The following is a 25,026-nucleotide window of genomic DNA, read 5'->3' as shown; positions in this document are numbered from 1 at the left end:
TACACATCCTCCAGATAAAACAGTTGACCGGTCAGAGGGTCAGGAAACCCGCGTAGAGCCCGTACGCAGCCACCAGGGCTCCGACGACCACGGCGGCGAAAATCAGCTTCTCGACCGAGGTGAAAACCGGCTTGCCCAGTTCATGCTTGGCCTTGGCGAACAGGATCGCGCCGGGGGCATAGAGCAGGGCGGAAAGCAGCAGGTATTTGATCCCGCCGGCGTACAACAGCCACATCGCATAAATCAGGGCGATGGCGCCGATGAGCAGGTCCTTGCGGCGCTCGGCCAGGGCGTTCTGATAGGTCTCGCCGCGTACCGCCAACAGCACCGCGTAGGCGGCCGACCACAGATACGGCACGAGGATCATCGAAGTGGCGAGGTAGATCAGCGACAGGTAGGTGCTGGCGGAAAACAGGGTGATGACCAGGAACAGCTGGACCATCGCGTTGGTCAGCCACAGGGCGTTGGCCGGCACATGGTTGGCGTTCTCCCGCCGCAGGAACGCGGGCATGGTGTGGTCCTTGGCGGCGGCGAACATGATCTCGGCGCACAACAGGACCCAGGACAGCAGGGCGCCGAGCAGCGAGATGATCAGGCCAACGCTGATCAACACCGCGCCCCAGTGACCGACCACGTGTTCCAGCACGGCGGCCATGGATGGGTTCTGCAGCTTGGCCAGTTCAGGCTGGGTCATGATCCCCAGGGACAGCACGTTCACCAGCACCAGGAACAACAGCACCGTGATGAAACCGATGACGGTGGCCTTGCCGACGTCGCTGCGTTTCTCGGCGCGGGCGGAAAAAATACTCGCGCCCTCGATGCCGATGAACACCCACACGGTCACCAGCATCATGTGTCGCACTTGGTCCATCACGCTGCCCAGGTCGGGATTCTTCAGGCCCCAGATGTCGGCGGTAAAAATCTCCAGCTTGAAGGCGAATACCGCGATCAACACGAACAACAGCAGCGGCACGATCTTGGCGACGGTGGTCACCAGGTTGATGAAGGCGGCTTCCTTGATGCCACGCAGTACGAGGAAATGCACGGCCCAGAGCAACACCGAGGCGCCGATTACCGCGGCGACGGTGTTGCCCTCGCCAAAGATCGGGAAGAAATAGCCCAGGGTGCTGAACAGCAACACGAAGTAGCCGACGTTGCCCAGCCAGGCGCTGATCCAGTAGCCCCAGGCCGACGAGAAACCCATGTAGTCGCCGAACCCGGCCTTGGCGTAGGCGTATACGCCGCCGTCCAGGTCGGGTTTACGGTTGGCGAGCGTCTGGAAAACAAAGGCGAGGGTCAGCATGCCCACTGCGGTGATGGCCCAGCCGATCAACACGGCGCCGACGTCGGCGCTGGCGGCCATGTTCTGTGGCAGGGAAAAGATCCCGCCGCCGATCATCGATCCTACTACCAGCGCGACCAGTGCACCCAGTCGTAGTTTTCCGGGGGTATCGGACATTGCATGACTCCCATGCGGGGGAAGAGAGTCAACAGCCTATGTCGATTGGGAAGGGCGGTAGCTGATCCAGGTCAGTTCCGGCGCAAAGGGGGGTAGGACGCAAAACCTGTGGGAGCGAGCCTGCTCGCGAAGGCAGAAAATCTGCCGCCACTGATGTCGACTGACACACCGCCTTCGCGAGCAGGCTCGCTCCCACCTTGGATTTTCGGTGAGCTACCACTGTGCCCGGTGAGCCCCCAATTCCGCGGCGGGCAACGTCCATTGCAGCGGCGTTCCGGTGATCCTCAGCGGTACCTGCAAACGATGCGCCGGGCCCCACGGCGTCTGTTCCACCAGCAGCCCCTGGTCAGCCTCGTCTTCAGGGCGCAATGCAACCTGAGTGCCAGCGCCGCCGTCGATCAACAGCTTCGCCGTGCGCGCCAGCGACAGGCGTGCCGAGCCGCCATGGCTGGTGGCCAAGCGGCGGGCGACCAACACAATCGCGCTGGCCGCCATCAGGTAACCCGTCCCATGGTCCAGGGCCTGGACCGGCAGCGGCGTCGGCTTGTCGGCGTGTTTCCAGGCCATGCCGGCCTCGGCGATGCCGCAGCTCATCTGCACCAGGCTGTCGAAGCCGCGGCGGTGTTGCCAGGGGCCGCTCCAGCCGTAGGCGTTGAGGCAGACGTCGATCAGGCCGGGGGCCAATCGTTGGCGCTGCGTGGCGCCATAGCCCAGGCGTTCCAGTGCGTCGGCGCGGTAGCCGTGTAGCAGGATGTCGGCCTCCTTGAGCAGCGCCTCGAACGTTGCGCGGTCGGCGGGTTGCTGCAAGTCGAGGCGGGCGCAACGTTTGCCGAGGGTGACTTCCGGCACCACGCCGGGTTCGTTCCAGGTTGGCGGGTCGATGCGCAGTACGTCGGCGCCTAGGCCGGCAAGAAAACGGCTGGCAATCGGGCCGGCCAGCACGCGGGTCAGGTCCAGCACCTTGAGGCCCGCCAGGGGCTGGGCGACGGAGCCGAGCCAGGGCGCAGGCGAACCTTCGGCGTCGTCATCCAACTGAACGAGAGGCTCGGCATTCACCGCCAAGCCCTGCGGATGGAGTTGCCACGCCTGCCACGAGCGCATCTGTGCGGCGCAACCGCCGGCGTCGACCACGGCTTGCTCCAGGTCGGCCTTGTTCCAACGGATCACTTTGCTGGCCATGTCGGCGCGGTCGGCGCAGGCCCCGAGGACCTTTTCCGCCGCCTGGCGATGATGCGGCGCGTTGGTGTGCAGGCGGATCCAGCCGTCGGCGGTGGCATAGTCGCCTGCCACCGGATCCCACATCGGCGGTACGCTCCAGCGGATGGGTCGCAGGGAGGTGGAAAACCAGAACGAGGCCAGGCGCTGGTCGACTTCAAGCGTCGGCAGGCGACCGGTTTGTTGGTAGATGAGCTCGGCGACCGCTTGACCGGCCACACCGATGCTCGCGCTGGCCAGCTCCGTGACCGCGAAGGCCGAGGGCAGGGCGCCTTCGCCTGTGAAGGGGATCGGTGTCGTGGGCAAGCCGATGGCGGTTTGCATGGATGAGAGTAGGTCTGACATTTGGAAGCCCTCCTGAACCAGAGAGCGAGCATAGATCAAACGAACATCGGGGGTCGCTACGCCCGAGGCGTCGGACCGGCCCAGCGGGAGCAAGCTCCCTTGCCACGGTGTTCCGGGCGTGACCAGATCCAGAGATTGCCCAGGCCCATGCCCGCGAGCGCGAGGTAAACCGGCCAGTGGTGTTCGAGCACCAGCAGCATCAACCCTGCGCAGCACAGCATGCTGGCCGTTGCGGCGATCTTGGCCCGGCGCGGGATGACCTTGCCGTTGCGCCAGTTGTGCAGCATCGGTCCGAATAATCGGTGGCCCTCCAGCCAGGCACTCAGGCGCGGGGAACTGCGGGTCGCGGCCCAGGCGGCGAGCAGGATGAATTCAGTGGTCGGCAAGCCGGGCACGGCGATGGCCACCAGGCCGATGGCCAGGCTGGCGTAGGCGAGGAGGGCGAAGAGCAGTTGGCTGAGTTTCGAGGGCGTACGGCTCATGTATTTCTATCCGACATGCGCTTGGCCCTGTGGGAGCGAGCTTGCTCGCGATAGCGGTGTGTCAGGCGACCAATAGGCTGGCTGGCAGTCCGTCATCGCGAGCAAGCTCGCTCCCACAGGGGATGGTGGGGATTCAAGCCAATTGCGCCGCGTAAGCCTGTTCCAGCAGCACGGTAAAGCGGTTGAAGGCGTCCAGCGCGCCTTTGTCCGCCTCGGCTTCCTGCTGTTCGGTGAAGGGCAACTCGTCGAGGGTCCGGGTGAAGGTTTTCCAGCCTTCGGCGCGGCCGCCCGCCGGTTCTGCCAAGTGGCGGGCTCCAAAGATTTCGTTCATTCCAAGGGTGACGGCGCGCTTGATCAAGAACGCAGCGCCAAGCTTGGAACCCTCGGAGACGAACAGCCAGCCGAGGGCTTCGGCCTGGGTCGGGTTCTTCACTGCGCCGGCCAGGGGAGCCGGCACTTCGGTGTCCAGGTCCGCGAGGTCGGCCTTGGCCGCTTCGGCGCGGCAGCGCGCGGGCAAATCGGCAATCAGCGCGGTCAGTTGCGTGTCGTTGTACAGCGCCGCCAGTTCCGACTGGAACTGGTACTGGGCGACAACGAAGCGGGCGTAGTTGGCCTGGGTTTCGAATGGGGCGTGTGCCTTGACCAGCGCGTCGAGCCTGCCGTGGGGCTCGTGGGTGATCTGGTTCAGGCGTTGGGAGCGGGTAACGGGGCGGTGTGTGGTCATGAAAAATTCCTTTGAGTGGAAGTTGTGGCGAGGGGATTTATCCCCGCTGGGGCGCGAAGCGGCCCCAAAGTCCGCTTCTTTCGGTCCCATTTTTGTTAGGGCTGCTGCGCACCCCAGCGGGGATAAATCCCCTCGCCACAGATAATTGTTTTGGCTGAACGCTGGATCAGATATCCCAGATCAGGTTGACCGCGAAGTTGCGCCCAGGCGCCGTGAGGCGATCGAGATTGGCCGGGTTCAGCACGGCCGCTTCGCCGACGCTGTCGTAGCCGCGCACGTCGTCCCACAGCCAGTACTTCTTGTCGGTGAGGTTGTAGAGGCCGCCGCTGACCGTGACGTCGTCGGTGACCTTGTAATACCCGCTCAGGTCGACAATGCCGAACCCCGGCGTCTTGAATTGGCTGCTGACGCCATCAGGGGAGTTGAAGTTGCTGTCATCGACGCGGTCTTGCTTCTTCACCAGGGTCCAGCTGAGCAAGGTGCCAAACTGCGCCTGGTCGTAACCCAGGCCGAACACGCCGGTCAGTGGGTTGATGCTGTTGAGCGGTTCGCCGGTGTCGTCGTTGCGGCCATGGAGGTAAGCCACCGAGCCTTGGGTGTAGAGCCCCCGTGGTGCGCCGAACACGTCCAGGTCCAGGCGACCCTTGGCTTCGATGCCCTTGATGGTGGCGTGCTTGATGTTGTTGCTCTGGAAGGTCAACCGGTCGGCGCCGGGGATGATGGCGTCCTCGTTGATGAAGTCGCGGTACTTGTTGTAGAACACCGCCACGTCGAACGAGCCGGAGTCGAAGCGGCCGCGCAGGCCGGTCTCGTAGCCCTTGCTTTTTTCCGGTTCCAGGTCGGGATTGGGTTTCACGCTGTAGCCAATACCCGCATTGTCGAAACGGCCATACAGGGCCTTGGCGGTCGGGGTGCGGAAACCTTCGGCGTACTGGCCGTACCAGGTGTATTGGTCGGTCAGGTCATAGGTCAGGCCGAACTTGGGCGAGACGCGATGCCAGGTCTTGTCCTGGCCACTGACCGTGCCGCCGGCGGTGGGGGCCACGGTGCTGAGGAATTCCTCGGTCAGGTGTGGCTTGAGCCGGGTGTGGTCGTAGCGCAGTGCTGGCGTGAAGGTCCATTTGTCCCAGCTGACCTGGTCCTGGGCGAACAAACTGTAGGTGTTGATCGTCGGGTCCGGGAAGTCACTGGCTTTTGCCAGCACGTCCCGCGTGCTGATCGCGCCGACGGCGGGGCAGCCCACGCCGACCGCCAGGCACACGCCATTGCCGCTGCGCGAACCGGTGACCTTTTGTTGCTTGAGCGTGGTGCCGTAGGTCAGTGCGTGATCGGTGTCAGCAATGCGGAATGACTTGTCCAGTTGCGCGTCGAACACCCACTGCTTCTCTTCGTAGAGCGTTTCTCGCGTGCGCAGTACCTGGCGCGTGATCGGGAAGTAGAATTCGGCGGTGCTCTGGTCGGTCTTGGCGACCTGGTGGTTCAGGCTCCACTTGATCGTGTCGGCCAGCAGGCTGTCGAGGTCGAAGTTGTGCTCCAGGCCGAAACGTTCGCGGGTGATGGTGTCGTTGCCGGTGCGCCACTGGTACATGCCGCCAGGCAGGATCGAGGTGGGAATGGCCGGTTGGCCGTTGGCGTACGGGCCGCCGTAGGCACTTTTCAGATCGATGTCGCGATCGTCCTTGTACTTCTCATACACCAGGCTCAGGCGCGCATCATCGCTGTAATCCCAGCCAAGCTTGGCCAGCACGTTGTTGGCGCGTACGTCTTCGGGGTTGGCCGCGGTGCGGTCCAGTCCGGTGCCGTTGTTGCTGCCGTAGGATTCGGTCTCGTGGCCGTCGCGCTGGCTGTAGTGCAGCAGGCCGTCGAATGGCCCTCTGCGACCGGCGACGGTGGAGGACTTGAGCCAGCTCTCGTCGACAGAGCTGTAGCCGGTCTTCAGGCGTGCGCCGACATCCTGGCCGGGCTTGATGATGTCATCCGCATCGAGGGTGAAATAACTGACGACACCGCCAATGGCGTTGCTGCCGTACAGCACCGACGCCGGGCCACGGAGGATTTCCACGCGCTTGATGATCTCCGGGTCGACATAGTTGCGCTGGGTCTTGGCATAGGGACCGTTGAAGAAACCGCCGGGCACTTCCACGCCATCGACCTGGGTCAGGATCCGGTTGCCGTCGATGCCGCGAATGTTGTAGCCGCTGATGCCGCCACGCTGGCCTGCGCCGCCCACCGAAACACCGGGCTCGTAGCGCACCAGGTCCTTGATGGTGTTGACGTTGTTGCGATCGAGTTCCTGGCGATCATGGATGGAAACGGTGCTCGGTACGCTGGTAATGTCCTGTTCCTGGCGGGTGGCACTGATGGTCACTTGCTGCAAGTCCAGCACGTTGCCGGCGCTGCGTTTTTCCAGAACGATGTTGTTATCGCCCAGTTTGCGGTAGCTCAGGTCGGTCCCCACCAACAAGCGCTCCAGGGCTTTTTCCGGCGGCAGAGAGCCGTTCACGCCCGGCGAAGCGACGCCTGCGGCCAGTTCAGCCGGCAAGCCGACTTGCCAGCCCGTCACCGTCGTGAATGCGTTGAGCGCGGAGACCAAGGGCTGTCGGGCGATGTTGAAGGTGTAGTCACCCATGTTGTGGGCGGGCGATTGCCCATTGACGGCGAAGGCTGCTGGTGCGGCACCGGCCATCAGGATGGCGGCGGTCAGTAATGACAGCGCGCGGGAAGGTGCGAGGAACCGGCAAGTAAGGCGAGAGGACATCGATAACGCTCCGTGTCGCATCTGTTATAGGTGCAGATCGGCATCGTGAAGATGCGAATCAATTGCATTGGCTATAACGAGACGAACCAGCGAAGGCTATCGAGTAAAAATAATTCTCATTTAGTTCAGGATCACCAGTGCCGGGAATTCCTGCAACCGCGCAGAGGTGATGTGCGCCAGGGAGCGGACCGCATCCAGCGGCTGGTCGAGGCGGTAATTGCCCGTCACCGCGATGTTGGCCAGACGTTCGTTGGTATTGATGATCCAGCCAGGGTAGTAGCGCCGCAGCTCGGCCAGGACTTGGCTCAGCGGCCGGTTTTCGAACACCAGCCGACCTTGTACCCAGGCCAGCTCGGTACCCGCATCGAGGCGTGTGGGGCGGTCGAAGCCGTTGGGGCCGATGCGGATGCTTTCTCCGGCCGACAACCGCACGTGGGTGTCGTACCGGGTGGCCCGCAGGTCGATGTCGCCGCGCTGCACCTGGACTTGGGCCACGCCGTCGAGGTAACGCACGGCAAATGTGGTGTCGCTGACGCTGGCGGTGACCGGGCCGGCATCAATTTCCAGCGGCAGGTTGCGGTTGCCTGGCACTTCGAAGAATGCCTCGCCCTTGTACAGGCGGGCCACATGCCGCTGTTCGCTGAACGTGCTGGAAAACGCCGAATCGGTGTTGAGCAGGACCTTGGAGCCGTCTTCCAATTGCAGGCGCTGGCGCTCACCGACCACCGTCAGGTGATCGGCTTCGAAGTGCAGGGGCAAGTCGCTGAAATTGAACAGGCCGAGAAACAGCACGGCGGCAGTTGCCAACGGTTTCCAATGGGCACGCAGGCGCGACAGCGCGGTGACTTTGGGCTGGTCTCGCAGTTGTCGGGCGCTTTCGATGACGTGCGGGCCATTCCAGATCGCCTGGGCCCTGGCGAACGCTTCGCCATGGCGAGGATCGGCCGCCAGCCAGGCCTGGAAGTGTTGGCGCTGCTCCTCGCTGGGGCTGTCGAGCAGGATCAACCAGTCCAGCGCCTGGTCCATGGCGTGGGCAGTGTCCTGTGCCTCGGCGGCTTCAGGTGGGCGATGGTTGTCCGTCACGGTGGATTCTCATTATTGGCGGCAGGCACACGCTACAAGCCGCAAGCGGTGGCTGGCAAGCTTGCGTCCAGCTTGCGGCCCGAAACGCCTGGCTTGTTGCTTGATTCATGGGTTGCGTTCGGCCACGCCCACGCAGATGGCCATGATCAGTTTCAATTCTTTTTGCACGGTACTCAGGGACACGTCCAATCGTTGCGCGATGTCTTGGTAACTGTGGCCATGCAGCCGACTGAGAATGAAGACCTGCCGTTGGCGCGGGCTGAGGGATTGCAGGCTGACGTTAAGGCGTTCGAGCATTCGTTCGGCATGGGCAGCGTCTTCGGCGCTGCTTTGGGGGGCGACCACATTGTTCACGACGTCCAACGGCACGTCATCGACCAGGGTCCGTGACTGGATTCGCCGCGCGCGCAAATGGTCCAGCGCCAGGTTGCGGGCGGTCTGGAAGACAAAGGGTTCGAGATGATCGACGGTGCGCTCGCTCAGGGCGCGGGTGACGCGCAAGTAGGTTTCCTGAAGCAAGTCTTCGGCGGTGCTCGGGTTGTTGACCATCCGCTCGAGGGTGCGCAGCAGCGGGGTACGCTGGGCGAGAAAGACGTGATGAAAACGCGATTGACTCACGGTAGGGCCCGATCCGGTTCGAGTAGATGATAATGCTTATCATCTGCGCGACGGGTCAAGCCTTCATTTCACCGATGTTGTAACCCTGTGGGAGCGAGCTTGCTCGCGATGACGGAGTGTCAGTCGTCATTGATGTTGACTGATACACCGCTTTCGCGAGCAAGCTCCTCCCACAGAAAAGCTCAAAAGCTGCTGGGGCGGTTACTCCGCGTTACACAACGCCAGGCAGTTATCCAGCATGCGGTTGGAGAAGCCCCATTCGTTGTCATACCAGGCCAATACCTTGAGCAGCTTGCCGCTGGCCTTGGTGTGGTTGGCGTCGAAGATCGACGACAGCGGGTTGTGGTTGAAATCGCTGGAAACCAGCGGCAGGGTGTTGTAGCCGAGGATCTTCGAATGCTGGCTGGCATGGCGCAGCAGTTCGTTGACTTCTTCGGCCGACGCTTCGCGCTTGAGCTGCACGGTGAGGTCGACCAGGGATACGTTGATCACCGGTACGCGCACGGCCATGCCGGTCAGCTTGCCGGCCAGTTCCGGCAGCACCAGGCCCACGGCTTCGGCGGCGCCGGTCTTGCTCGGGATCATGTTCTGGGTGGCCGAGCGGGCGCGGTAGGGGTCGCTGTGGTAGACGTCGGTCAGGTTCTGGTCGTTGGTGTAGGCATGGATGGTGGTCATCAGGCCGCTTTCGATACCCAGCTCGCGGTGCAGCACCTGGGCCACCGGGGCCAGGCAGTTGGTGGTGCACGACGCGTTGGAGATGATCTGGTGGGACTGGCGCAGGATGTCATGGTTGACGCCATACACGACGGTGGCATCGGCGCCCTTGGCCGGTGCCGAGATGATCACCTTGCGGGCGCCGGCGCTGATGTGGGCGGCTGCCTTGGCACGGTCGGTAAACAGGCCGGTGCATTCGAACACGACGTCGATCTTCTCGGCCGCCCAAGGCAGTTCGGCCGGGTTGCGGATGGCGCTGACCGAGATGCGGTCGCCATTGACCGTCAGGCTTTCGTGGTCGTGCTGGACGTCGGCATCGAAGGTGCCGTGCACGGTGTCGAACTTGAGCAGATGGGCATTGATTGCACTGTCGCCCAGGTCGTTGATGGCGACGATCTGCAAGTCGCGACGATAGCCTTGGGTATACAGTGCACGGAGGACGTTGCGGCCGATGCGGCCAAAACCATTGATTGCGATTCGAAGAGTCATTAACTGCGCCGCCGTCGATTTGTTGTTGGAATTACAAGATTATTCGCATAAAAATAGAAAACAAGCCTTTTTAGTGGCAATATTTTGTTTTATCTACAACGAGCGACCTGAATCAACTGGTCCGATTGGTCAAAAACCGTTTGTCGCCCTGTCTTTCCTGCGGTGTACAAAGGCTTTTGAACCAGCATAGACAATCAGGTCGCCACACCCGTTAGCCTGGAGTTCTACCTATGCATCCCCGCGTACTTGAGGTCACCGAACGGCTTATCGCTCGCAGTCGCGCTACTCGTGAGGCTTACCTTGCACTGATCCGCGGTGCAGCCAGCGACGGCCCGATGCGCGGCAAGCTGCAGTGTGCCAACTTCGCCCATGGCGTGGCCGGTTGCGGCACGGAAGACAAGCATCACCTGCGGATGATGAACGCCGCCAACATCGCCATCGTGTCGTCCTATAACGACATGCTCTCGGCCCACCAGCCGTACGAAACCTTCCCTGAACAAATCAAGAAAGCCCTGCGCGAGATCGGCTCTGTCGGCCAGTTCGCTGGCGGTACGCCGGCCATGTGCGACGGCGTGACCCAGGGCGAGGCCGGGATGGAACTGAGCCTGCCGAGCCGCGAAGTGATCGCGCTGTCCACGGCGGTGGCGTTGTCCCACAACATGTTCGACGGCGCGCTGATGCTCGGCATCTGCGACAAGATCGTCCCGGGCCTGATGATGGGCGCGCTGCGCTTCGGTCACTTGCCGACGATCTTCGTGCCCGGCGGGCCGATGGTCTCGGGCATTTCCAACAAAGAGAAAGCCGACGTGCGCCAGCGCTACGCCGAAGGCAAGGCGACGCGCGAAGAGCTGCTGGAATCGGAGATGAAGTCCTACCACAGCCCCGGCACCTGCACCTTCTACGGCACCGCCAACACCAACCAATTGCTGATGGAAGTGATGGGCCTGCACTTGCCAGGCGCTTCGTTCGTCAACCCGAACACGCCGCTGCGCGACGCCCTGACCCGTGAAGCGGCGTTCCAGGTCACACGCCTGACCAAGCAGAGCGGCAACTTCATGCCCATCGGCGAAATCGTCGACGAGCGCTCGCTGGTCAACTCCATCGTTGCGCTGCACGCCACCGGCGGCTCGACCAACCACACCCTGCACATGCCGGCCATTGCCATGGCGGCGGGCATCCAGCTGACCTGGCAGGACATGGCCGACCTCTCCGAGGTGGTGCCGACCCTGAGCCACGTCTACCCGAACGGCAAGGCCGACATCAACCACTTCCAGGCGGCGGGCGGCATGTCGTTCCTGATCCGCGAATTGCTGGAAGCGGGTCTGCTTCACGAGAACGTCAACACCGTGCTGGGTCACGGATTGAGCCGCTATACCCAGGAGCCGTTCCTCGAGGATGGCGAGCTGGTGTGGCGCGACGGCCCGATCGAAAGCCTCGACGAAAACATCCTGCGCCCGGTGGCCCGTGCGTTCTCGCCGGAAGGCGGCTTGCGGGTGATGGAAGGCAACCTCGGCCGTGGTGTGATGAAAGTCTCGGCCGTGGCCTTGGAAAACCAGGTCGTCGAGGCGCCGGCCATGGTCTTCCAGGATCAGCAGGATCTGGCCGATGCGTTCAAGGCCGGTCTGCTGGAAAAGGATTTTGTCGCCGTGATGCGCTTCCAGGGCCCGCGCTCCAATGGCATGCCCGAGCTGCACAAGATGACGCCGTTCCTCGGCGTGCTGCAGGATCGCGGCTTCAAGGTGGCGCTGGTCACCGACGGGCGCATGTCCGGCGCGTCGGGGAAAATCCCGGCGGCCATTCATGTCAGCCCCGAAGCTTATGTCGGCGGCGCGTTGGCTCGGGTGCAGGAGGGCGATATCATCCGCGTCGATGGCGTCAAAGGCACCTTGGAACTGAAGGTGGACGCCGAGGAATTCGCCGCGCGCGAGCCGGCCAAGGGCCTGTTGGGCAACAACATCGGCACCGGTCGCGAGCTGTTCGGTTTCATGCGCATGGCTTTCAGCTCGGCAGAGCAGGGCGCCAGCGCCTTCACTTCTGCCCTGGAGGCGATTAATTGAAACTGGCTTTGGTCGGTGACATCGGCGGGACCAATGCGCGTTTCGCCCTGTGGAAGAACCACAACCTGGAGAACATCCAGGTGTTGGCGACGGCGGATTACGCCTGCCCGGAAGATGCCATCAAGGTTTACCTGAGCGGCATGGGCATGGCGCCGGGTGCGATTGGCTCGGTGTGCCTGTCGGTGGCCGGCCCCGTGAGCGGTGATGAGTTTCGCTTCACCAACAACCACTGGCGCCTGAGCAACCTGGCGTTCTGCAAGACGCTGCAGGTGGAGAAGCTGTTGCTGGTCAACGACTTTTCCGCCATGGCCCTGGGCATGACCTGCTTGCGTCCCGATGAATACCGGGTCGTCTGCCAAGGCACGCCGGAGCCGATGCGCCCGGCGGTAGTGATCGGGCCGGGCACCGGGCTGGGCGTCGGGACGCTGCTGGACCTGGGCGAAGGTCGCTTCGCGGCGCTGCCGGGGGAGGGCGGCCATGTCGACCTGCCGATGAGCAGTCCGCGCGAGACCCAGCTCTGGCAACACATCTACAACGAAATCGGCCACGTCAGCGCCGAAACCGCGCTGAGTGGCAGTGGCTTGCCCCGCGTCTACCGGGCGATCTGCGCGGTGGACGGTCATGAACCGGTGCTCGATACCCCTGAATCCATTACCGCCGCCGGCCTGGCAGGGGACCCTGTTGCGCTGGAAGTCCTTGAGCAGTTCTGCCGATGGCTGGGGCGCGTGGCGGGCAATAACGTACTCACGGTGGGTGGGCGCGGCGGTGTCTACATCGTTGGCGGCGTGGTCCCGCGGTTTGCCGATTTCTTCCTTGAGAGTGGCTTCGCCAAATCCTTCGCCGACAAGGGTTGCATGAGCGATTATTTCAAGGGTATTCCGGTCTGGTTGGTGACAGCGCCGTACTCCGGCCTGATGGGCGCGGGCGTGGCGTTGGAGCAGTCGACACACGCTTGAAGTTTGAAATACGACCCCCTGTGGGAGCGAGCTTGCTCGCGATAGCGGAGTGTCAGTCGCCATTGATGCTGACTGATAAACCGTTATCGCGAGCAAGCTCGCTCCCACAGGGTTTTGTAGTGTGTTTTGTGGTGTGTTTGTAGAACCCGTCCATCAGGCATAATCGCCCCCAATCCAAACAACAAGGACGAGGCCCCGTGAGTTCAGTGAACAAATCGATTTTGTTGGTCGACGACGACCAGGAGATTCGCGAACTGCTGGACACCTACCTCAGCCGTGCGGGTTTCCAGGTGCGCACCACGCCCGACGGCGCCGGGTTTCGCCAGGCCTTGAACGAGGCGCCGAGCGACCTGGTGATCCTCGATGTGATGCTGCCCGACGAGGACGGCTTCAGCCTTTGCCGCTGGGTTCGCGAACACCCGCGCCAGGCCCATGTGCCGATCATCATGCTCACCGCCAGTTCCGATGAGGCCGACCGGGTCATTGGCCTGGAGCTGGGAGCCGATGATTACCTGGGCAAGCCGTTCAGCCCGCGTGAATTGCAGGCGCGTATCAAGGCGCTGCTGCGCCGGGCACAGTTCGGCCAGGAACGGTCGGGCGGCGATGTGCTGGCCTTCGACGAGTGGCGGCTGGACATGGTCAGCCATCGGCTGTTCCACACCGATGGCGAAGAAGTGATCCTCTCCGGCGCCGACTTCGCGTTGCTCAAGCTGTTCCTCGATCATCCCCAGGAAATCCTCGACCGCGACACCATCGGCAATGCCACCCGAGGGCGTGAACTGATGCCCCTGGACCGGATCGTCGACATGGCGGTCAGTCGTCTGCGCCAGCGCTTGCGCGACACGGACAAGCCACCGCGGCTGATTCGCACGGTACGCGGCAGCGGTTATCAACTGGCGGCCAGTGTGGTTGCCAGCAATGGTCACTGAAGCGATCAGGAAAATTGTCCGGCGCATACCGGTGCCGCGCTCGTTGCTCGGGCGGATGCTGTTGCTGACCCTGCTGGTCGTGCTGTTCGCCCAGACGCTGTCGAGCCTGATCTGGGTTTCGCAACTGCGTGCCACCCAGCTCGAAGGCCTGGTCACCAGCGCCCGCAGTCTCGCCCATTCGATGACCGCCACTGTCAGCTATCTGCGCTCCCTGCCGGTGGCTTACCGGCCCTTGGTGCTGGACCAGTTGCGGAGCATGGGGGGGACACGATTCGTCGTCACCCTCAATGACAAGCCGCTGGGCATGGACGTGTTGCCCGTGACACCACGCAAACTGGCAGTGCTCCAGGCGGTGGATGAAGTGCTGCGGCGCTCCCTGGGCAACAACGCCGACATCTCCGTCAAGTTCGTCAGCCCCGAAGACCTGCGGATCTTCAACGGCGGGCTGAAACTCGATGAGCTGCCGCGCTCCTGGGCCCATTACGCCCTGACGCTTGAGCCGGTGAATCCGCCGGTGCTGGTCACGCAGATCCAAATGGCGCCGGGTGAATGGCTGTACATCGCCTCGCTGCTGCCCGAACCCTATACCAGCCTCGAAGAACAGGACCTGCCCAAGCAGCAGGTGGGGTTCATCGTGCTCACCAGTAGCCTGTTGCTGTTGTTCATCGGCTTGCTGGTGCACTGGCAGAGCCGGCCCCTCAAGCGTCTGGCCCGAGCCGCGCGGGACATGTCCCTTGGCGCTGAAGTGCAGCCCGTGGCCGAGGGCGGCGGCAGTGAGGTGGTGGAAGTGGGGCGGGCGTTCAACGCCATGCGCGAGCGCATCAGCCGCTACCTGACCGAGCGCAGCCAGTTGTTCAGTGCGATCTCCCATGACCTGCGCACGCCGATCACCCGGCTGCGGTTGCGGGTCGAGCTGCTGGAGGATGAAAACCTGCAAGCCAAGTTTGGCCGTGACCTGGACGAGCTGGAGTTACTGGTCAAGGGCGCGTTGCAATGCGTCAAGGACACCGACATCCACGAGAACATCGAGCCGGTGGACCTCAATCACGTACTGGATTGCTTGGTGGAACCCTACCTCGCGCCCAACGGCAATGGCCGGGTCACCCAGGATGGTCGGGCGCTGGCGCCGTATTCCGGCAAGCCGCTGGCCCTCAAGCGCTGCATCGGCAACCTGATCGACAACGCCTTGAAATACGGACAGCGTGCCCATCTGCACATCGATGACGATGAAACAGCGTTCATCCTGCACGTCGACGATGAAGGCCCGGGCGTGCCGGAACAGCGCCTGGAGCAAGTCTTCGAGCCGCACTTTCGCCTGGCCGGGCAGCAGCAGGGTTACGGCTTGGGGCTGGGCATCGCCCGCAACATTGCCCATAGCCATGGTGGCGAAGTCAGCCTGCAGAATCTGCGCGAGGGCGGGTTGCGGGTGACGTTGCAGTTGCCTCGGAGTGTGGATTAGTCGGACCGCGCTATCGTTCTTCGCGAGCAAGCCCGCTCCCACATTGGACCTCGTTGAACACAGGTATTGTGTTTGACACAAGTCCCTTGTGGGAGCGGGCTTGCTCGCGAAGGCGCCAGTAGTCCCAACACCCCTTTCAAGAAAATGTCACAAGTCGGTGACATAACTCGTCCCTTTCGTTACCTGCCACCGACCCTCCCTTGTTTAGACTCCCCGGGTCAAAACAACAAAAAAGGTCATGTCGATGGACACCTTCCAACCGGCGTTCAGCAGTTGGTTGAACGCTCCTGCCCACCAGCAATGGCTCGCCGCCGAAGGCTTGCGGCTGCTGGCGTTTGCCAAGGCCTCGAAGCTGCCGGACGGTTTCGGCAACCTGGACGAGCTGGGTCGCCTGCCCGCCGATGCCCGCGCCGAAACCATGAACACCGCGCGCATGACCCACAGCTTCGCCATGGCCCACATCCAGGGCCTGCCGGGGTTTGTCGAGTTGGTGGATCATGGCGTGCAAGCCCTCATGGGGCCGCTGCGCGATGCTGAGTTCGGCGGCTGGTTCGCCACGGCCAATCCCGCTGAAAACGAAACCGGCAAAGCCGCCTACCTGCATGCTTTCGTTGCCCTGGCCGCCAGCTCTGCGGTCGTGGCCCAGCGCCCCGGCGCCGAGGCCTTGCTCAAGGAAGCCGTGCGGATCATCGACGAGCATTTCTGGTGCGAAGAAGAGGGCGCCTTGCGCGAATCCTTCAACCGCGACTGGCGCGAAGAAGAGGCTTATCGCGGCGCCAACAGCAACATGCACGCCACCGAAGCCTTTCTCGCCCTGGCCGATGCCACGGACGACCCGCGCTGGCTGGCGCGGGCCCTGCGCATCGTCGAGCGGGTCATCCATGGGCATGCGGCCGCCAACGACTACATGGTCGTCGAGCATTTCGACCGCGACTGGCAGCCGCTGCGCGAGTACAACCACGACAACCCGGCCGATGGGTTTCGTCCCTACGGCACCACGCCCGGCCATGGTTTCGAATGGGCGCGGCTACTGCTGCACCTTGAAGCCGCGCGCGTGCAGATCGGCATGCTGACCCCGGGCTGGCTGGCCCAGGACGCGCAAAAACTCTTCGACCAGAACTGCCGCCATGGCTGGGACGTCGATGGCGCGCCGGGCATTGTCTACACCCTGGACTGGGACAACCGCGCCGTGGTTCGTCATCGCCTGCATTGGGTGCATGCCGAAGCGGCGGCAGCGGCCAGCGCGCTGCTCAAGCGTACCGACGAGGCGCAATACGAAGCCTGGTACCGGCGTTTCTGGGAATTCTGCGACAAGCATTTCATCGATCGCTGCAACGGCAGTTGGCACCACGAACTCGATCCACAAAACCGCCCCAGCGCCGACATCTGGCCGGGCAAGCCGGACCTTTACCACGCCTGGCAAGCCGTGCTGATACCTCGGCTTCCCCTGGCGCCCAGCATGGCGTCTGCGTTGGCGCGGTTATCCGCTCCCGCGCCTGTGTAACCATGCAGTGACATATCCGCGTCCCTTCGTTACCTGCGAAGGGATAACCCCTGATTAGAATCCATGCAGCGCAAGCACCAGACTTGCATGCATAACAACAAGAAAGGTACTTCTAGATGAATGCGATTTCTCGCCTCGCTACTGTCATTTCTCTTGCTTCCTTGCTTCCCGTCGCAGCATTCCCTGTCAGCGCCCTGGCCGCCGAATCGAAAGGTTCCGTGGAAGTCGTCCACTGGTGGACGTCGGGTGGTGAAAAAGCCGCGGTCGATGTGCTCAAGGCCCAGGTGGAAAAAGACGGCTTTACCTGGAAGGACGGCGCCGTCGCCGGCGGTGGCGGTTCCACTGCCATGACCGTGCTCAAGAGCCGTGCCGTGGCTGGCAACCCACCGGGCGTCGCCCAGATCAAGGGCCCGGACATCCAGGAATGGGCAACCACTGGCCTGCTCGACACCGACGTCCTCAAGGACGTTTCCAAGGCGGAAAAGTGGGACAGCCTGCTCGACAAGAAAGTCTCCGACACCGTGAAGTACGAAGGTGACTACGTCGCTGTGCCGGTGAATATCCACCGCGTCAACTGGTTGTGGATCAACCCGGAAGTCTTCAAGAAAGCCGGCATCACCAAGAACCCGACCACCCTCGAAGAATTCTACGCCGCCGGTGACAAGCTCAAGGCCGCAGGCTTCATTCCCCTGGCCCACGGCGGCCAGCCGTGGCAGGACAGCACCGTGTTCGAAGCGGTGGTGCTCTCGGTCATGGGCGCTGATGGCTACAAGAAAGCCCTGGTCGACCTGGACAACACGGCGCTGACCGGTCCGGAAATGGTCAAGGCATTGACCGAGCTGAAGAAAGTCGCGACCTACATGGACGCCGACGGCAAGGGCCAGGACTGGAACCTGGAAGCGGCCAAGGTCATCAACGGCAAGGCCGGCATGCAGATCATGGGTGACTGGGCCAAGAGCGAGTGGACCGCGGCGAAGAAAGTCGCCGGCAAGGACTACGAGTGCGTAGCGTTCCCAGGCACTGACAAGGCCTTCACCTACAACATTGACTCCCTGGCGGTGTTCAAGCAGAAGGACGCAGGCACTTCGGCGGGGCAGCAGGATATCGCCAAGGTCGTGCTGGGTGAGAACTTCCAGAAAGTCTTCAGCATCAACAAGGGCTCGATCCCGGTGCGTAACGACATGCTGGCCGACATGGGCAAGTACGGTTTCGACTCCTGCGCCCAGACCGCTGCCAAGGACTTCCTGGCAGACGCCAAGAGCGGCGGCCTGCAGCCAAGCATGGCGCACAACATGGCGACCACATTGGCGGTACAAGGCGCGTTCTTTGACGTCGTGACCAACTACATCAACGACCCGAAAGCCGACCCGGCCGATGCCGCCAAGAAATTGGGCGCAGCGGTTCAGTCGGCCAAGTAAGGTCAGCACCGCGAGCCCTGTGGGAGCGGGCTTGCTCGCGAAGGCGTCGTGTCAGTTGATACATCCGTTGGCTGGCACACCGCTTTCGCGAGCAAGCCCGCTCCCACAAAGGGAATGCATTTGTAGTTTTTATTCTTTGGTTTGGATTTCCTCATGAGTTCTGTTGCTGTGTTCAGCAAGGCCTCGCCGTTCGATGCATTGCAGCGCTGGCTACCAAAACTGGTGCTGGCGCCGAGCATGTTCATCGTCCTGGTGGGCTTTTATGGCTACATCCTGTGGACGTTCGTCCTGTCGTTCACAACGTCGACTTTCCTGCCCACCTACAAATGGGCGGGCCTGGCGCAATACGCACGGCTGTGGGACAACGACCGCTGGTGGGTAGCCAGCAAGAACCTCGCGGTGTTCGGTGGCATGTTCATCGGCATTACCCTGGTCATCGGCGTGCTGCTGGCGGTGTTCCTCGACCAGCGTATTCGTCGCGAAGGTTTCATCCGCACCATTTACCTGTACCCGATGGCGCTCTCGATGATCGTCACCGGTACCGCCTGGAAATGGCTGCTCAACCCGGGCATGGGCCTGGATAAATTGTTGCGTGACTGGGGCTGGGAAGGCTTCCGCCTGGACTGGCTGATCGACCCTGATCGCGTGGTGTATTGCCTGGTGATCGCTGCCGTATGGCAGGCCTCGGGTTTCATCATGGCGATGTTCCTGGCCGGCCTGCGTGGCGTGGACCAGTCGATCATCCGCGCCGCGCAGATCGACGGCGCAAGCATGCCGCGCATCTACTGGAAAGTGGTACTGCCGAGCCTGCGCCCGGTGTTCTTCAGTGCCGTGATGATTCTGGCGCACATTGCGATCAAGAGCTTCGACCTGGTGGCGGCCATGACCGCCGGTGGCCCGGGTTACTCCTCCGACCTGCCTGCCATGTTCATGTACTCGTTCACCTTCAGTCGCGGCCAGATGGGCATGGGCTCGGCCAGCGCAATCCTGATGCTCGGTGCGATCCTCGCGATCATCGTGCCTTACCTGTATTCCGAGCTGAGGGCCAAGCGTCATGACTAGTCTCGCTGCGAAACCTTCCATCAGCCTGAGCCGCATCGCGATCTACGCGGTGCTGATCCTCGCGGTACTGCTTTACCTGGTGCCGTTGGTGGTCATGCTGTTGACCAGCTTCAAGACGCCGGAAGACATCAGCACCGGTAACCTGCTGAGCTGGCCGACCGTGGTCAGCGGCATCGGCTGGGTCAAGGCCTGGGCCACGGTCAACGGCTACTTCTGGAACTCGATCAAGATCACCGTGCCGGCCGTACTGATTTCCACCGCCATCGGCGCGTTGAACGGTTATGTGCTGTCGATGTGGCGCTTCCGTGGGTCGCAGTTGTTCTTCGGCCTGCTGCTGTTCGGTTGCTTCCTGCCGTTCCAGACCGTGCTGCTGCCGGCCTCGTTCACCCTCGGCAAGATGGGCCTGGCCAGCACCACCACCGGCCTGGTGTTTGTCCACGTCGTCTACGGCCTGGCGTTCACCACGCTGTTCTTCCGCAACTACTACGTGAGCATCCCCGATGCGCTGGTGAAGGCTGCGCGCCTCGACGGTGCCGGGTTCTTCACGATCTTCCGGCGGATCATCCTGCCGATGTCGACGCCGATCATCATGGTCTGCCTGATCTGGCAGTTCACCCAGATCTGGAACGACTTCCTGTTCGGCGTGGTGTTCTCCAGCGGTGACTCCCAGCCCATCACGGTGGCGCTGAACAACCTGGTCAACACCAGCACCGGGGCCAAGGAATATAACGTGGATATGGCGGCGGCGATGATCGCCGGGCTGCCGACCCTGCTGGTCTATGTGATCGCAGGCAAGTATTTCGTGCGCGGCCTCACGGCTGGCGCGGTCAAGGGGTAATCATGGCTACGCTTGAACTTCGCAATGTAAACAAGACCTACGGTGCGGGCCTGCCCGACACCTTGAAAGACATCCAGTTGTCGATCAAGGAAGGCGAATTCCTCATCCTGGTAGGCCCTTCGGGTTGCGGCAAATCGACCCTGATGAACTGCATCGCCGGCCTCGAGACCATCACCGGCGGCGCGATCATGATCGGCGACCAGGACGTCAGCGGCATGAGCCCGAAGGATCGTGACATCGCCATGGTGTTCCAGTCCTACGCGCTGTACCCGACCATGAGCGTGCGCGAGAACATCGAGTTCGGCCTGAAGATTCGCAAGATGAAACAGTCGGACATCAACGAAGAAGTGGCGCGGGTCGCCAAGCTGTTGCAGATCGAGCACCTGCTCAACCGCAAGCCCGGCCAGCTCTCCGGCGGCCAGCAGCAGCGCGTCGCCATGGGCCGTGCCCTGGCGCGGCGGCCGAAGATCTACCTGTTCGACGAGCCGCTGTCCAACCTCGACGCCAAGCTGCGGGTCGAGATGCGCACCGAAATGAAACTGATGCACCAGCGCCTGAAGACCACCACGGTCTACGTGACCCACGACCAGATCGAAGCGATGACCCTGGGCGACAAAGTGGCGGTGATGAAGGACGGGATCATCCAGCAGTTCGGCACGCCGAAGGACATCTACAACAACCCGGCCAACCTCTTCGTGGCGAGCTTCATCGGTTCGCCGCCGATGAACTTCATCCCGCTGCGCCTGCAACGCAAGGACGGTCGCCTGCTGGCCTTGCTCGACAGCGGCCAGGCCCGTTGCGAGTTGCCGCTGGGCATGCAGGACGCCGGGCTGGAAGATCGCGAAGTGATTCTTGGCCTGCGGCCGGAGCAGATCGTGCTGGCCGGCAACGAGCCGAACGGTTTGCCGACCATTCGCGCCGAAGTCCAGGTTACCGAACCTACCGGCCCGGACACCCTGGTGTTCGTCAATCTCAACGACACCAAGGTCTGCTGCCGACTGGCGCCGGACGTGGCGCCGCAGCCGGGGGAGACCCTGACGTTGCAATTCGATCCCGCGAAAGTGTTGCTGTTCGACGCCAAGTCCGGCGAACGCCTGGGCGTGGCCGCGCAGCCGCAGGCTGGAGACCGGCCTGCCAATGTGGCGCAGTTCAAGGGCCGATGATGAACATATGTGGGAGCGAGCTTGCTCGCGATGGCGGTACATCAGTTGCGGCTGAAGTGAATGACACACCGCTATCGCGGGCACGCTCGCTTCCACAGAAAAAGGAGTATGCGGTGAGTGGGGGACCATCCATCGCAATCGTTGTAAACCGCGTTAGATAAAAACAGTTAATAACAATAAAGACGAGGATGTAGGGATGAAGAAGAAAAACAATGCCCAGCTTATCTGCCAGTTGTCAGCCGTTGCGGCGATGATGCTGGCCGGTAGCGCACACGCTGCCGACGCGTTCAGCGCCGATTCGCAGTGGATGACGGGCGACTGGGGCGGTGAACGGACCAAACTGATCGAGCAGGGTATCGACATCAAGGCCGACTACGTCGGCGAGGTGGGCGGCAACCTGCACGGTGGCTACAACAACGACAAGACCGCGCGTTACGCCGACCAGTTCGGTCTGGGCGTGGCGCTGGACCTGGAAAAGCTGTGGGGCTGGGATAACACCCAGGCCAAGATCCAGCTGACCAACCGTAACGGTCAGAACATCTCCAACGACCGTGTCGGCGACCCGCGCGCGGGTACCTTGAGTTCTTCCCAAGAAGTCTACGGCCGTGGCCACATGGTTCGTCTGACCCAATTGTGGATCAAGCACCAGTTCCTCGACGGCAAGCTGGACGTCAAGGCCGGTTACTTCGGCGAAGGCGAAGACTTCAACACCTTCCCTTGCGAATTCCAGAACCTGGCGTTCTGTGGCTCCCAGGTGGGTAACTGGGCGACCGGTATCTGGTACAACTGGCCAGTCAGCCAGGCCGCGATCCGCGTGAAGTACAACATCACGCCTGAGTTCTACGCGCAAATCGGTGCGTACAACCAGAACCCATCGCAGTTGGAGCACGGCAACGGCTTCAAGCTCAGCGGCAGCGGCACCAAAGGTACCGTCATTCCTGTCGAACTGGTCTGGTCGCCGAAGGTCAACAACCTGCCGGGCGAATACCGCGTCGGTTACTACAAGAGCACGGCTGACGCCAACGACGTCCGTGAAGACGAAGACGGCAACGATGCCGCCACCACCGGCAACGCCTACCGCAGTCACGACAGCAAGCACGGCTACTGGTTCGTGGCGCAGCAACAACTCACCACTCACAACGGCGACGCTTCCCGCGGCCTGAACATCGCGGCCAACGCGACCTTCCACGACAAGGACACCAACGTCGTCGACAACTACCAGTCGTTGATGTTCGTGTACAAAGGGCCGTTCGACGCCCGTCCGAAGGATGACATCGGGATCGGTTTCTCCCGTATCCATGTCAACGAAGACGTGAAGAGAAACGCCGAGCTGACCAATGCCGCCAACGGCGTCACTGACTACAACGATCCACTGTTCGCGCCACTGCGTAGCACTGAGTACAACTACGAACTCAACTATGGCGTGCACGTGACCAACTGGCTGACCGTGCGTCCGAACCTGCAATACATCACCCACCCGGGCGGTGTTGACGAGGTCGATAACGCCTTGGTAGCCGGCCTGAAAATTCAGTCGGTGTTCTAACGCTGTTGCGATAAGCTCCTCTCTATGTGCGCATATTTGCGGACGGCCAAGGCTGTCCGCTTTTTTTTGTGAAGCATTGATCGTTTGGTTGGGCGCGGAACCTGTGGCGAGGGGATTTATCCCCGCTGGGCTGCGGAGCAGCCCCCCAGTTGGCCAACTCGGTGCGTCAGGCAGATTATCTCCAACCTTTTTTGGGGCTGCTCCGCACCCCAGCGGGGCGGTGCGACGTTTCGCTAAATCCCCTCGCCACAAAACTGTCGCATCAATTGAGAGTTCAATGATTTCCAGGACCACAGCCCATGCATGAGCATCCCCTGCAACGCTTTTTCAGATCCTTGCGCGAGCGTCCGGTGTTTGCGTGGGAGCGCTATCAGCAGCGTGATGTGTTGGTCATCGATCATCCGCTGTGCCAGGCGGTTTTCAGTCGCCAGGGGGCGCAGTTGCTGCACTTCCAGCCGCGCGGCCAGAAACCCTGGTTGTGGTGCGCGGCGAAGTGGCCGCAGGTCGGTGCAATACGCGGCGGCGTTCCGGTGTGCTGGCCGTGGTATGGCCGCCATCCGAGCGAAAATGCCTGGCCGTCCCATGGCTGGGCGCGTTTGATCAATTGGAAACTGCTCGACAGCCGCAGCGATGACGACGGCGTGCATTTGCACTGGCAATTGCAATTGTGCGACTGGCAAGTGGACCTGCATGCCGACCTGGGCGAACGCATGGAGCTGCGCTTGAGCACCGAGCATCAAGATAGCTTGCCTTGCCAGTTGAGCCAGGCGTTGCACGCCTATTGGCGTATTGGCGACGTTGGTGAGGTAGCGCTGTCTGGGCTCGAAGGTGCACAGGGTTATGACCAATTGAACCGCGAGGTTTGCCGGCAGCAAGGCGAGTTGCGGGTGGACGGTGGCTGCCAGCGGGTGTTCCAGCACGAAGGGGAATTGCAGCTCAAGGATCACGCTTGGCAGCGCGAACTGTGCATCGACACCGGTGACAGTGCCGACACCGTGGTCTGGCATCCGGGCGCCCGGCCGTTGCTGGGGGTGAGTTGGGATGAGGTCAACGAATTCGTCTGCGTCGAAGCGGCCAGCGGCGGCACCGACAGTGTGTGCCTGGCGCCGGGGGAGCGGGCGCATTTGAGTTTGCAGGCGCGGGCGGGGGCTTAGTCCAGAATCTTTGGCGTGGCAGCTGCCATCATCGTCGGATCGCCGCCCGGAGCAAGCTCGCTCCCACACTGGTTCTATGGCGTTCACGAAACCTTGTGGGAGCGAGCCTGCTCGCGAAGACGGATCGTCAGGCGCCGAAGATTCTGAATGGCATCAGTTGAACTCATCCCCAACCGGATACCGGCTGGCATTCAGGCTTTCCTTGATCTTGCGCAGGTGCGGCTGGAAGTCCACGCCTCGGCGCAAGGTCATGCCGGTGGCGAGCACGTCCAGCACGGTGAGCTGGATGATCCGCGACGTCATCGGCATGTAGATGTCCGTGTCTTCTGGCAGCGGAATGTTCAGGCTCAAGGTGCTGGCCTTGGCGAGCGGCGAGCCTTCGGCGGTCAGGCCGAGCACCGATGCGCCGTTCTCCCGGGCGATGCGCGCCACTTCCACCAATTCGCGGGTACGCCCGGTGTAGGAAATGATCACGAACAACTCACCGGTATGGGCCACCGAGGCGATCATGCGTTGCATCAGCACGTCGGCGTGGGCGGTCACCGCCAGGTTGAAGCGGAAAAATTTATGCTGGGCATCCAGGGCCACGGGGGCCGAGGCGCCGAGGCCGAAGAAGTGGATCTGCCGGGCCTGGATCAGCAAATCCACGGCGCGACTGATCAAATTTGGATCAAGGGCCTGGCAGGCACTGTCCAATGACGCAATGGCACTGCCAAAGATTTTCTGCGTGTAGGCTTCCGGGTTGTCGTCGGCCTCTACCGCGCGGCTGACATAAGCCGCGCCGCTGGCCAGGCTTTGGGCCAGTTGCAGCTTGAGCTCCGGGTAGCCGCTGACACCGAACGAGCGGCAGAAGCGGTTGACGGTCGGTTCGCTGACCGACGCGGCCTGGGCGAGGGCGGCGATGCTGAAACGGGTTGCCTGCTGTGGGTTGAGCAGGATCACTTCGGCCACCTTGCGTTCGGCCTTGTTCAGGTCTTCCAGGCGACTCTGGATCTGCTCCAGTAGATTTCGCACGCGGTCCATACAAGATTCCTAGAGAGGCGGGTCTTTGATACG

20 protein-coding genes are annotated in these 25,026 nt (G+C 62.3%); 11 read left to right on the top strand and 9 right to left on the bottom strand.

Features of this window, described 5'->3' with window-relative positions; genetic code table 11:
* Positions 1-31 precede the first annotated feature (31 nt).
* The 8 genes from arcD to gap all read right to left on the bottom strand — a co-directional run bounded on the left by arcD (position 32) and on the right by gap (position 9,887).
* On the bottom strand, positions 32-1,459 hold the full coding sequence (arcD, locus tag Q7C33_RS23265) for an arginine-ornithine antiporter (protein WP_217860193.1): 1,428 nt from the start codon (positions 1,457-1,459) through the stop codon (positions 32-34).
* 213 nt (positions 1,460-1,672) lie between these two features.
* Entirely contained in the window at positions 1,673-3,019 is a 1,347-nt protein-coding gene (locus Q7C33_RS23260) for a CoA transferase (RefSeq protein WP_407684225.1), read from the bottom strand.
* A gap of 56 nt (positions 3,020-3,075) precedes the next feature.
* A complete protein-coding gene (locus Q7C33_RS23255) occupies positions 3,076-3,501 on the bottom strand; it encodes a YbaN family protein (protein ID WP_030139372.1) in 426 nt (141 codons plus the stop codon).
* Positions 3,502-3,634: 133 nt separating this feature from the next.
* Positions 3,635-4,225: a biliverdin-producing heme oxygenase gene (locus Q7C33_RS23250; protein ID WP_030139371.1), complete on the bottom strand. Its 591-nt coding sequence runs from the start codon at positions 4,223-4,225 to the stop codon at positions 3,635-3,637.
* 166 nt (positions 4,226-4,391) lie between these two features.
* The gene (locus Q7C33_RS23245; RefSeq protein ID WP_407684224.1) at positions 4,392-6,983 is read right to left on the bottom strand and encodes a TonB-dependent receptor; all 2,592 of its coding nucleotides are present in this window, start codon (positions 6,981-6,983) and stop codon (positions 4,392-4,394) included.
* A gap of 120 nt (positions 6,984-7,103) precedes the next feature.
* The gene (locus Q7C33_RS23240) at positions 7,104-8,066 is read right to left on the bottom strand and encodes a FecR family protein (RefSeq protein ID WP_030139369.1); all 963 of its coding nucleotides are present in this window, start codon (positions 8,064-8,066) and stop codon (positions 7,104-7,106) included.
* 105 nt (positions 8,067-8,171) lie between these two features.
* Complete coding sequence (locus Q7C33_RS23235) at positions 8,172-8,684, bottom strand: RNA polymerase sigma factor (protein WP_030139368.1); 513 nt, start codon at positions 8,682-8,684, stop codon at positions 8,172-8,174.
* A 201-nt stretch (positions 8,685-8,885) separates the two neighbouring features.
* Entirely contained in the window at positions 8,886-9,887 is a 1,002-nt protein-coding gene (gap, locus tag Q7C33_RS23230; RefSeq protein ID WP_003184623.1) for a type I glyceraldehyde-3-phosphate dehydrogenase, read from the bottom strand.
* Between the two features lie 230 nt (positions 9,888-10,117).
* Here gap and edd point away from each other — a divergent pair, with 230 nt between their 5' ends.
* The 11 genes from edd (at position 10,118) to Q7C33_RS23175 (ending at position 23,970) form a co-directional block, all read left to right on the top strand.
* Positions 10,118-11,944 carry a phosphogluconate dehydratase gene (gene edd / locus Q7C33_RS23225; protein ID WP_030139367.1) on the top strand — a complete coding sequence of 609 codons (1,827 nt, stop codon included), beginning with the start codon at positions 10,118-10,120 and terminating at the stop codon, positions 11,942-11,944.
* Positions 11,941-12,900: a glucokinase gene (locus Q7C33_RS23220; protein WP_030139366.1), complete on the top strand. Its 960-nt coding sequence runs from the start codon at positions 11,941-11,943 to the stop codon at positions 12,898-12,900. Before edd ends, Q7C33_RS23220 begins: the two co-directional genes overlap by 4 nt.
* Before the next feature lie 197 nt (positions 12,901-13,097).
* Positions 13,098-13,829, top strand: coding sequence for a response regulator (locus tag Q7C33_RS23215; protein ID WP_030139365.1), 732 nt, complete (start codon positions 13,098-13,100; stop codon positions 13,827-13,829).
* Positions 13,819-15,288 (top strand): ATP-binding protein, encoded by a 1,470-nt coding sequence (locus Q7C33_RS23210; RefSeq protein WP_030139364.1) that lies wholly within the window; start codon positions 13,819-13,821, stop codon positions 15,286-15,288. The genes Q7C33_RS23215 and Q7C33_RS23210 overlap by 11 nt, the downstream gene beginning before the upstream one ends.
* Positions 15,289-15,532: 244 nt before the next feature.
* Positions 15,533-16,792, top strand: coding sequence for a D-mannose isomerase (locus Q7C33_RS23205; RefSeq protein WP_198797688.1), 1,260 nt, complete (start codon positions 15,533-15,535; stop codon positions 16,790-16,792).
* Between the two features lie 116 nt (positions 16,793-16,908).
* Entirely contained in the window at positions 16,909-18,210 is a 1,302-nt protein-coding gene (locus Q7C33_RS23200) for an ABC transporter substrate-binding protein (RefSeq protein WP_198797689.1), read from the top strand.
* Between the two features lie 153 nt (positions 18,211-18,363).
* The gene (locus tag Q7C33_RS23195) at positions 18,364-19,272 is read left to right on the top strand and encodes a carbohydrate ABC transporter permease (protein ID WP_030139360.1); all 909 of its coding nucleotides are present in this window, start codon (positions 18,364-18,366) and stop codon (positions 19,270-19,272) included.
* Positions 19,265-20,110, top strand: a complete 846-nt coding sequence (locus tag Q7C33_RS23190; RefSeq protein WP_030139359.1) for a carbohydrate ABC transporter permease — start codon at positions 19,265-19,267, stop codon at positions 20,108-20,110. The genes Q7C33_RS23195 and Q7C33_RS23190 overlap by 8 nt, the downstream gene beginning before the upstream one ends.
* Before the next feature lie 2 nt (positions 20,111-20,112).
* Positions 20,113-21,273, top strand: a complete 1,161-nt coding sequence (locus Q7C33_RS23185) for an ABC transporter ATP-binding protein (RefSeq protein WP_249873597.1) — start codon at positions 20,113-20,115, stop codon at positions 21,271-21,273.
* Between the two features lie 196 nt (positions 21,274-21,469).
* Positions 21,470-22,816 carry a carbohydrate porin gene (locus tag Q7C33_RS23180; RefSeq protein ID WP_030139357.1) on the top strand — a complete coding sequence of 449 codons (1,347 nt, stop codon included), beginning with the start codon at positions 21,470-21,472 and terminating at the stop codon, positions 22,814-22,816.
* Positions 22,817-23,115: 299 nt separating this feature from the next.
* The gene (locus Q7C33_RS23175; protein WP_030139356.1) at positions 23,116-23,970 is read left to right on the top strand and encodes a D-hexose-6-phosphate mutarotase; all 855 of its coding nucleotides are present in this window, start codon (positions 23,116-23,118) and stop codon (positions 23,968-23,970) included.
* Positions 23,971-24,123: 153 nt separating this feature from the next.
* Here the strand turns inward: Q7C33_RS23175 and Q7C33_RS23170 are convergent, their stop codons facing one another.
* Positions 24,124-24,984 (bottom strand): MurR/RpiR family transcriptional regulator, encoded by an 861-nt coding sequence (locus Q7C33_RS23170; RefSeq protein WP_181289374.1) that lies wholly within the window; start codon positions 24,982-24,984, stop codon positions 24,124-24,126.
* Positions 24,985-25,026 lie beyond the last annotated feature (42 nt).

This window comes from Pseudomonas sp. BP11-1-1 (assembly GCF_052112105.1).
GTDB classification, from domain to species: domain Bacteria; phylum Pseudomonadota; class Gammaproteobacteria; order Pseudomonadales; family Pseudomonadaceae; genus Aquipseudomonas; species Aquipseudomonas alvandae.
Note: the sequence above shows the minus strand (reverse complement) of the source record. Positions and strands in the feature narration are given on the sequence as shown.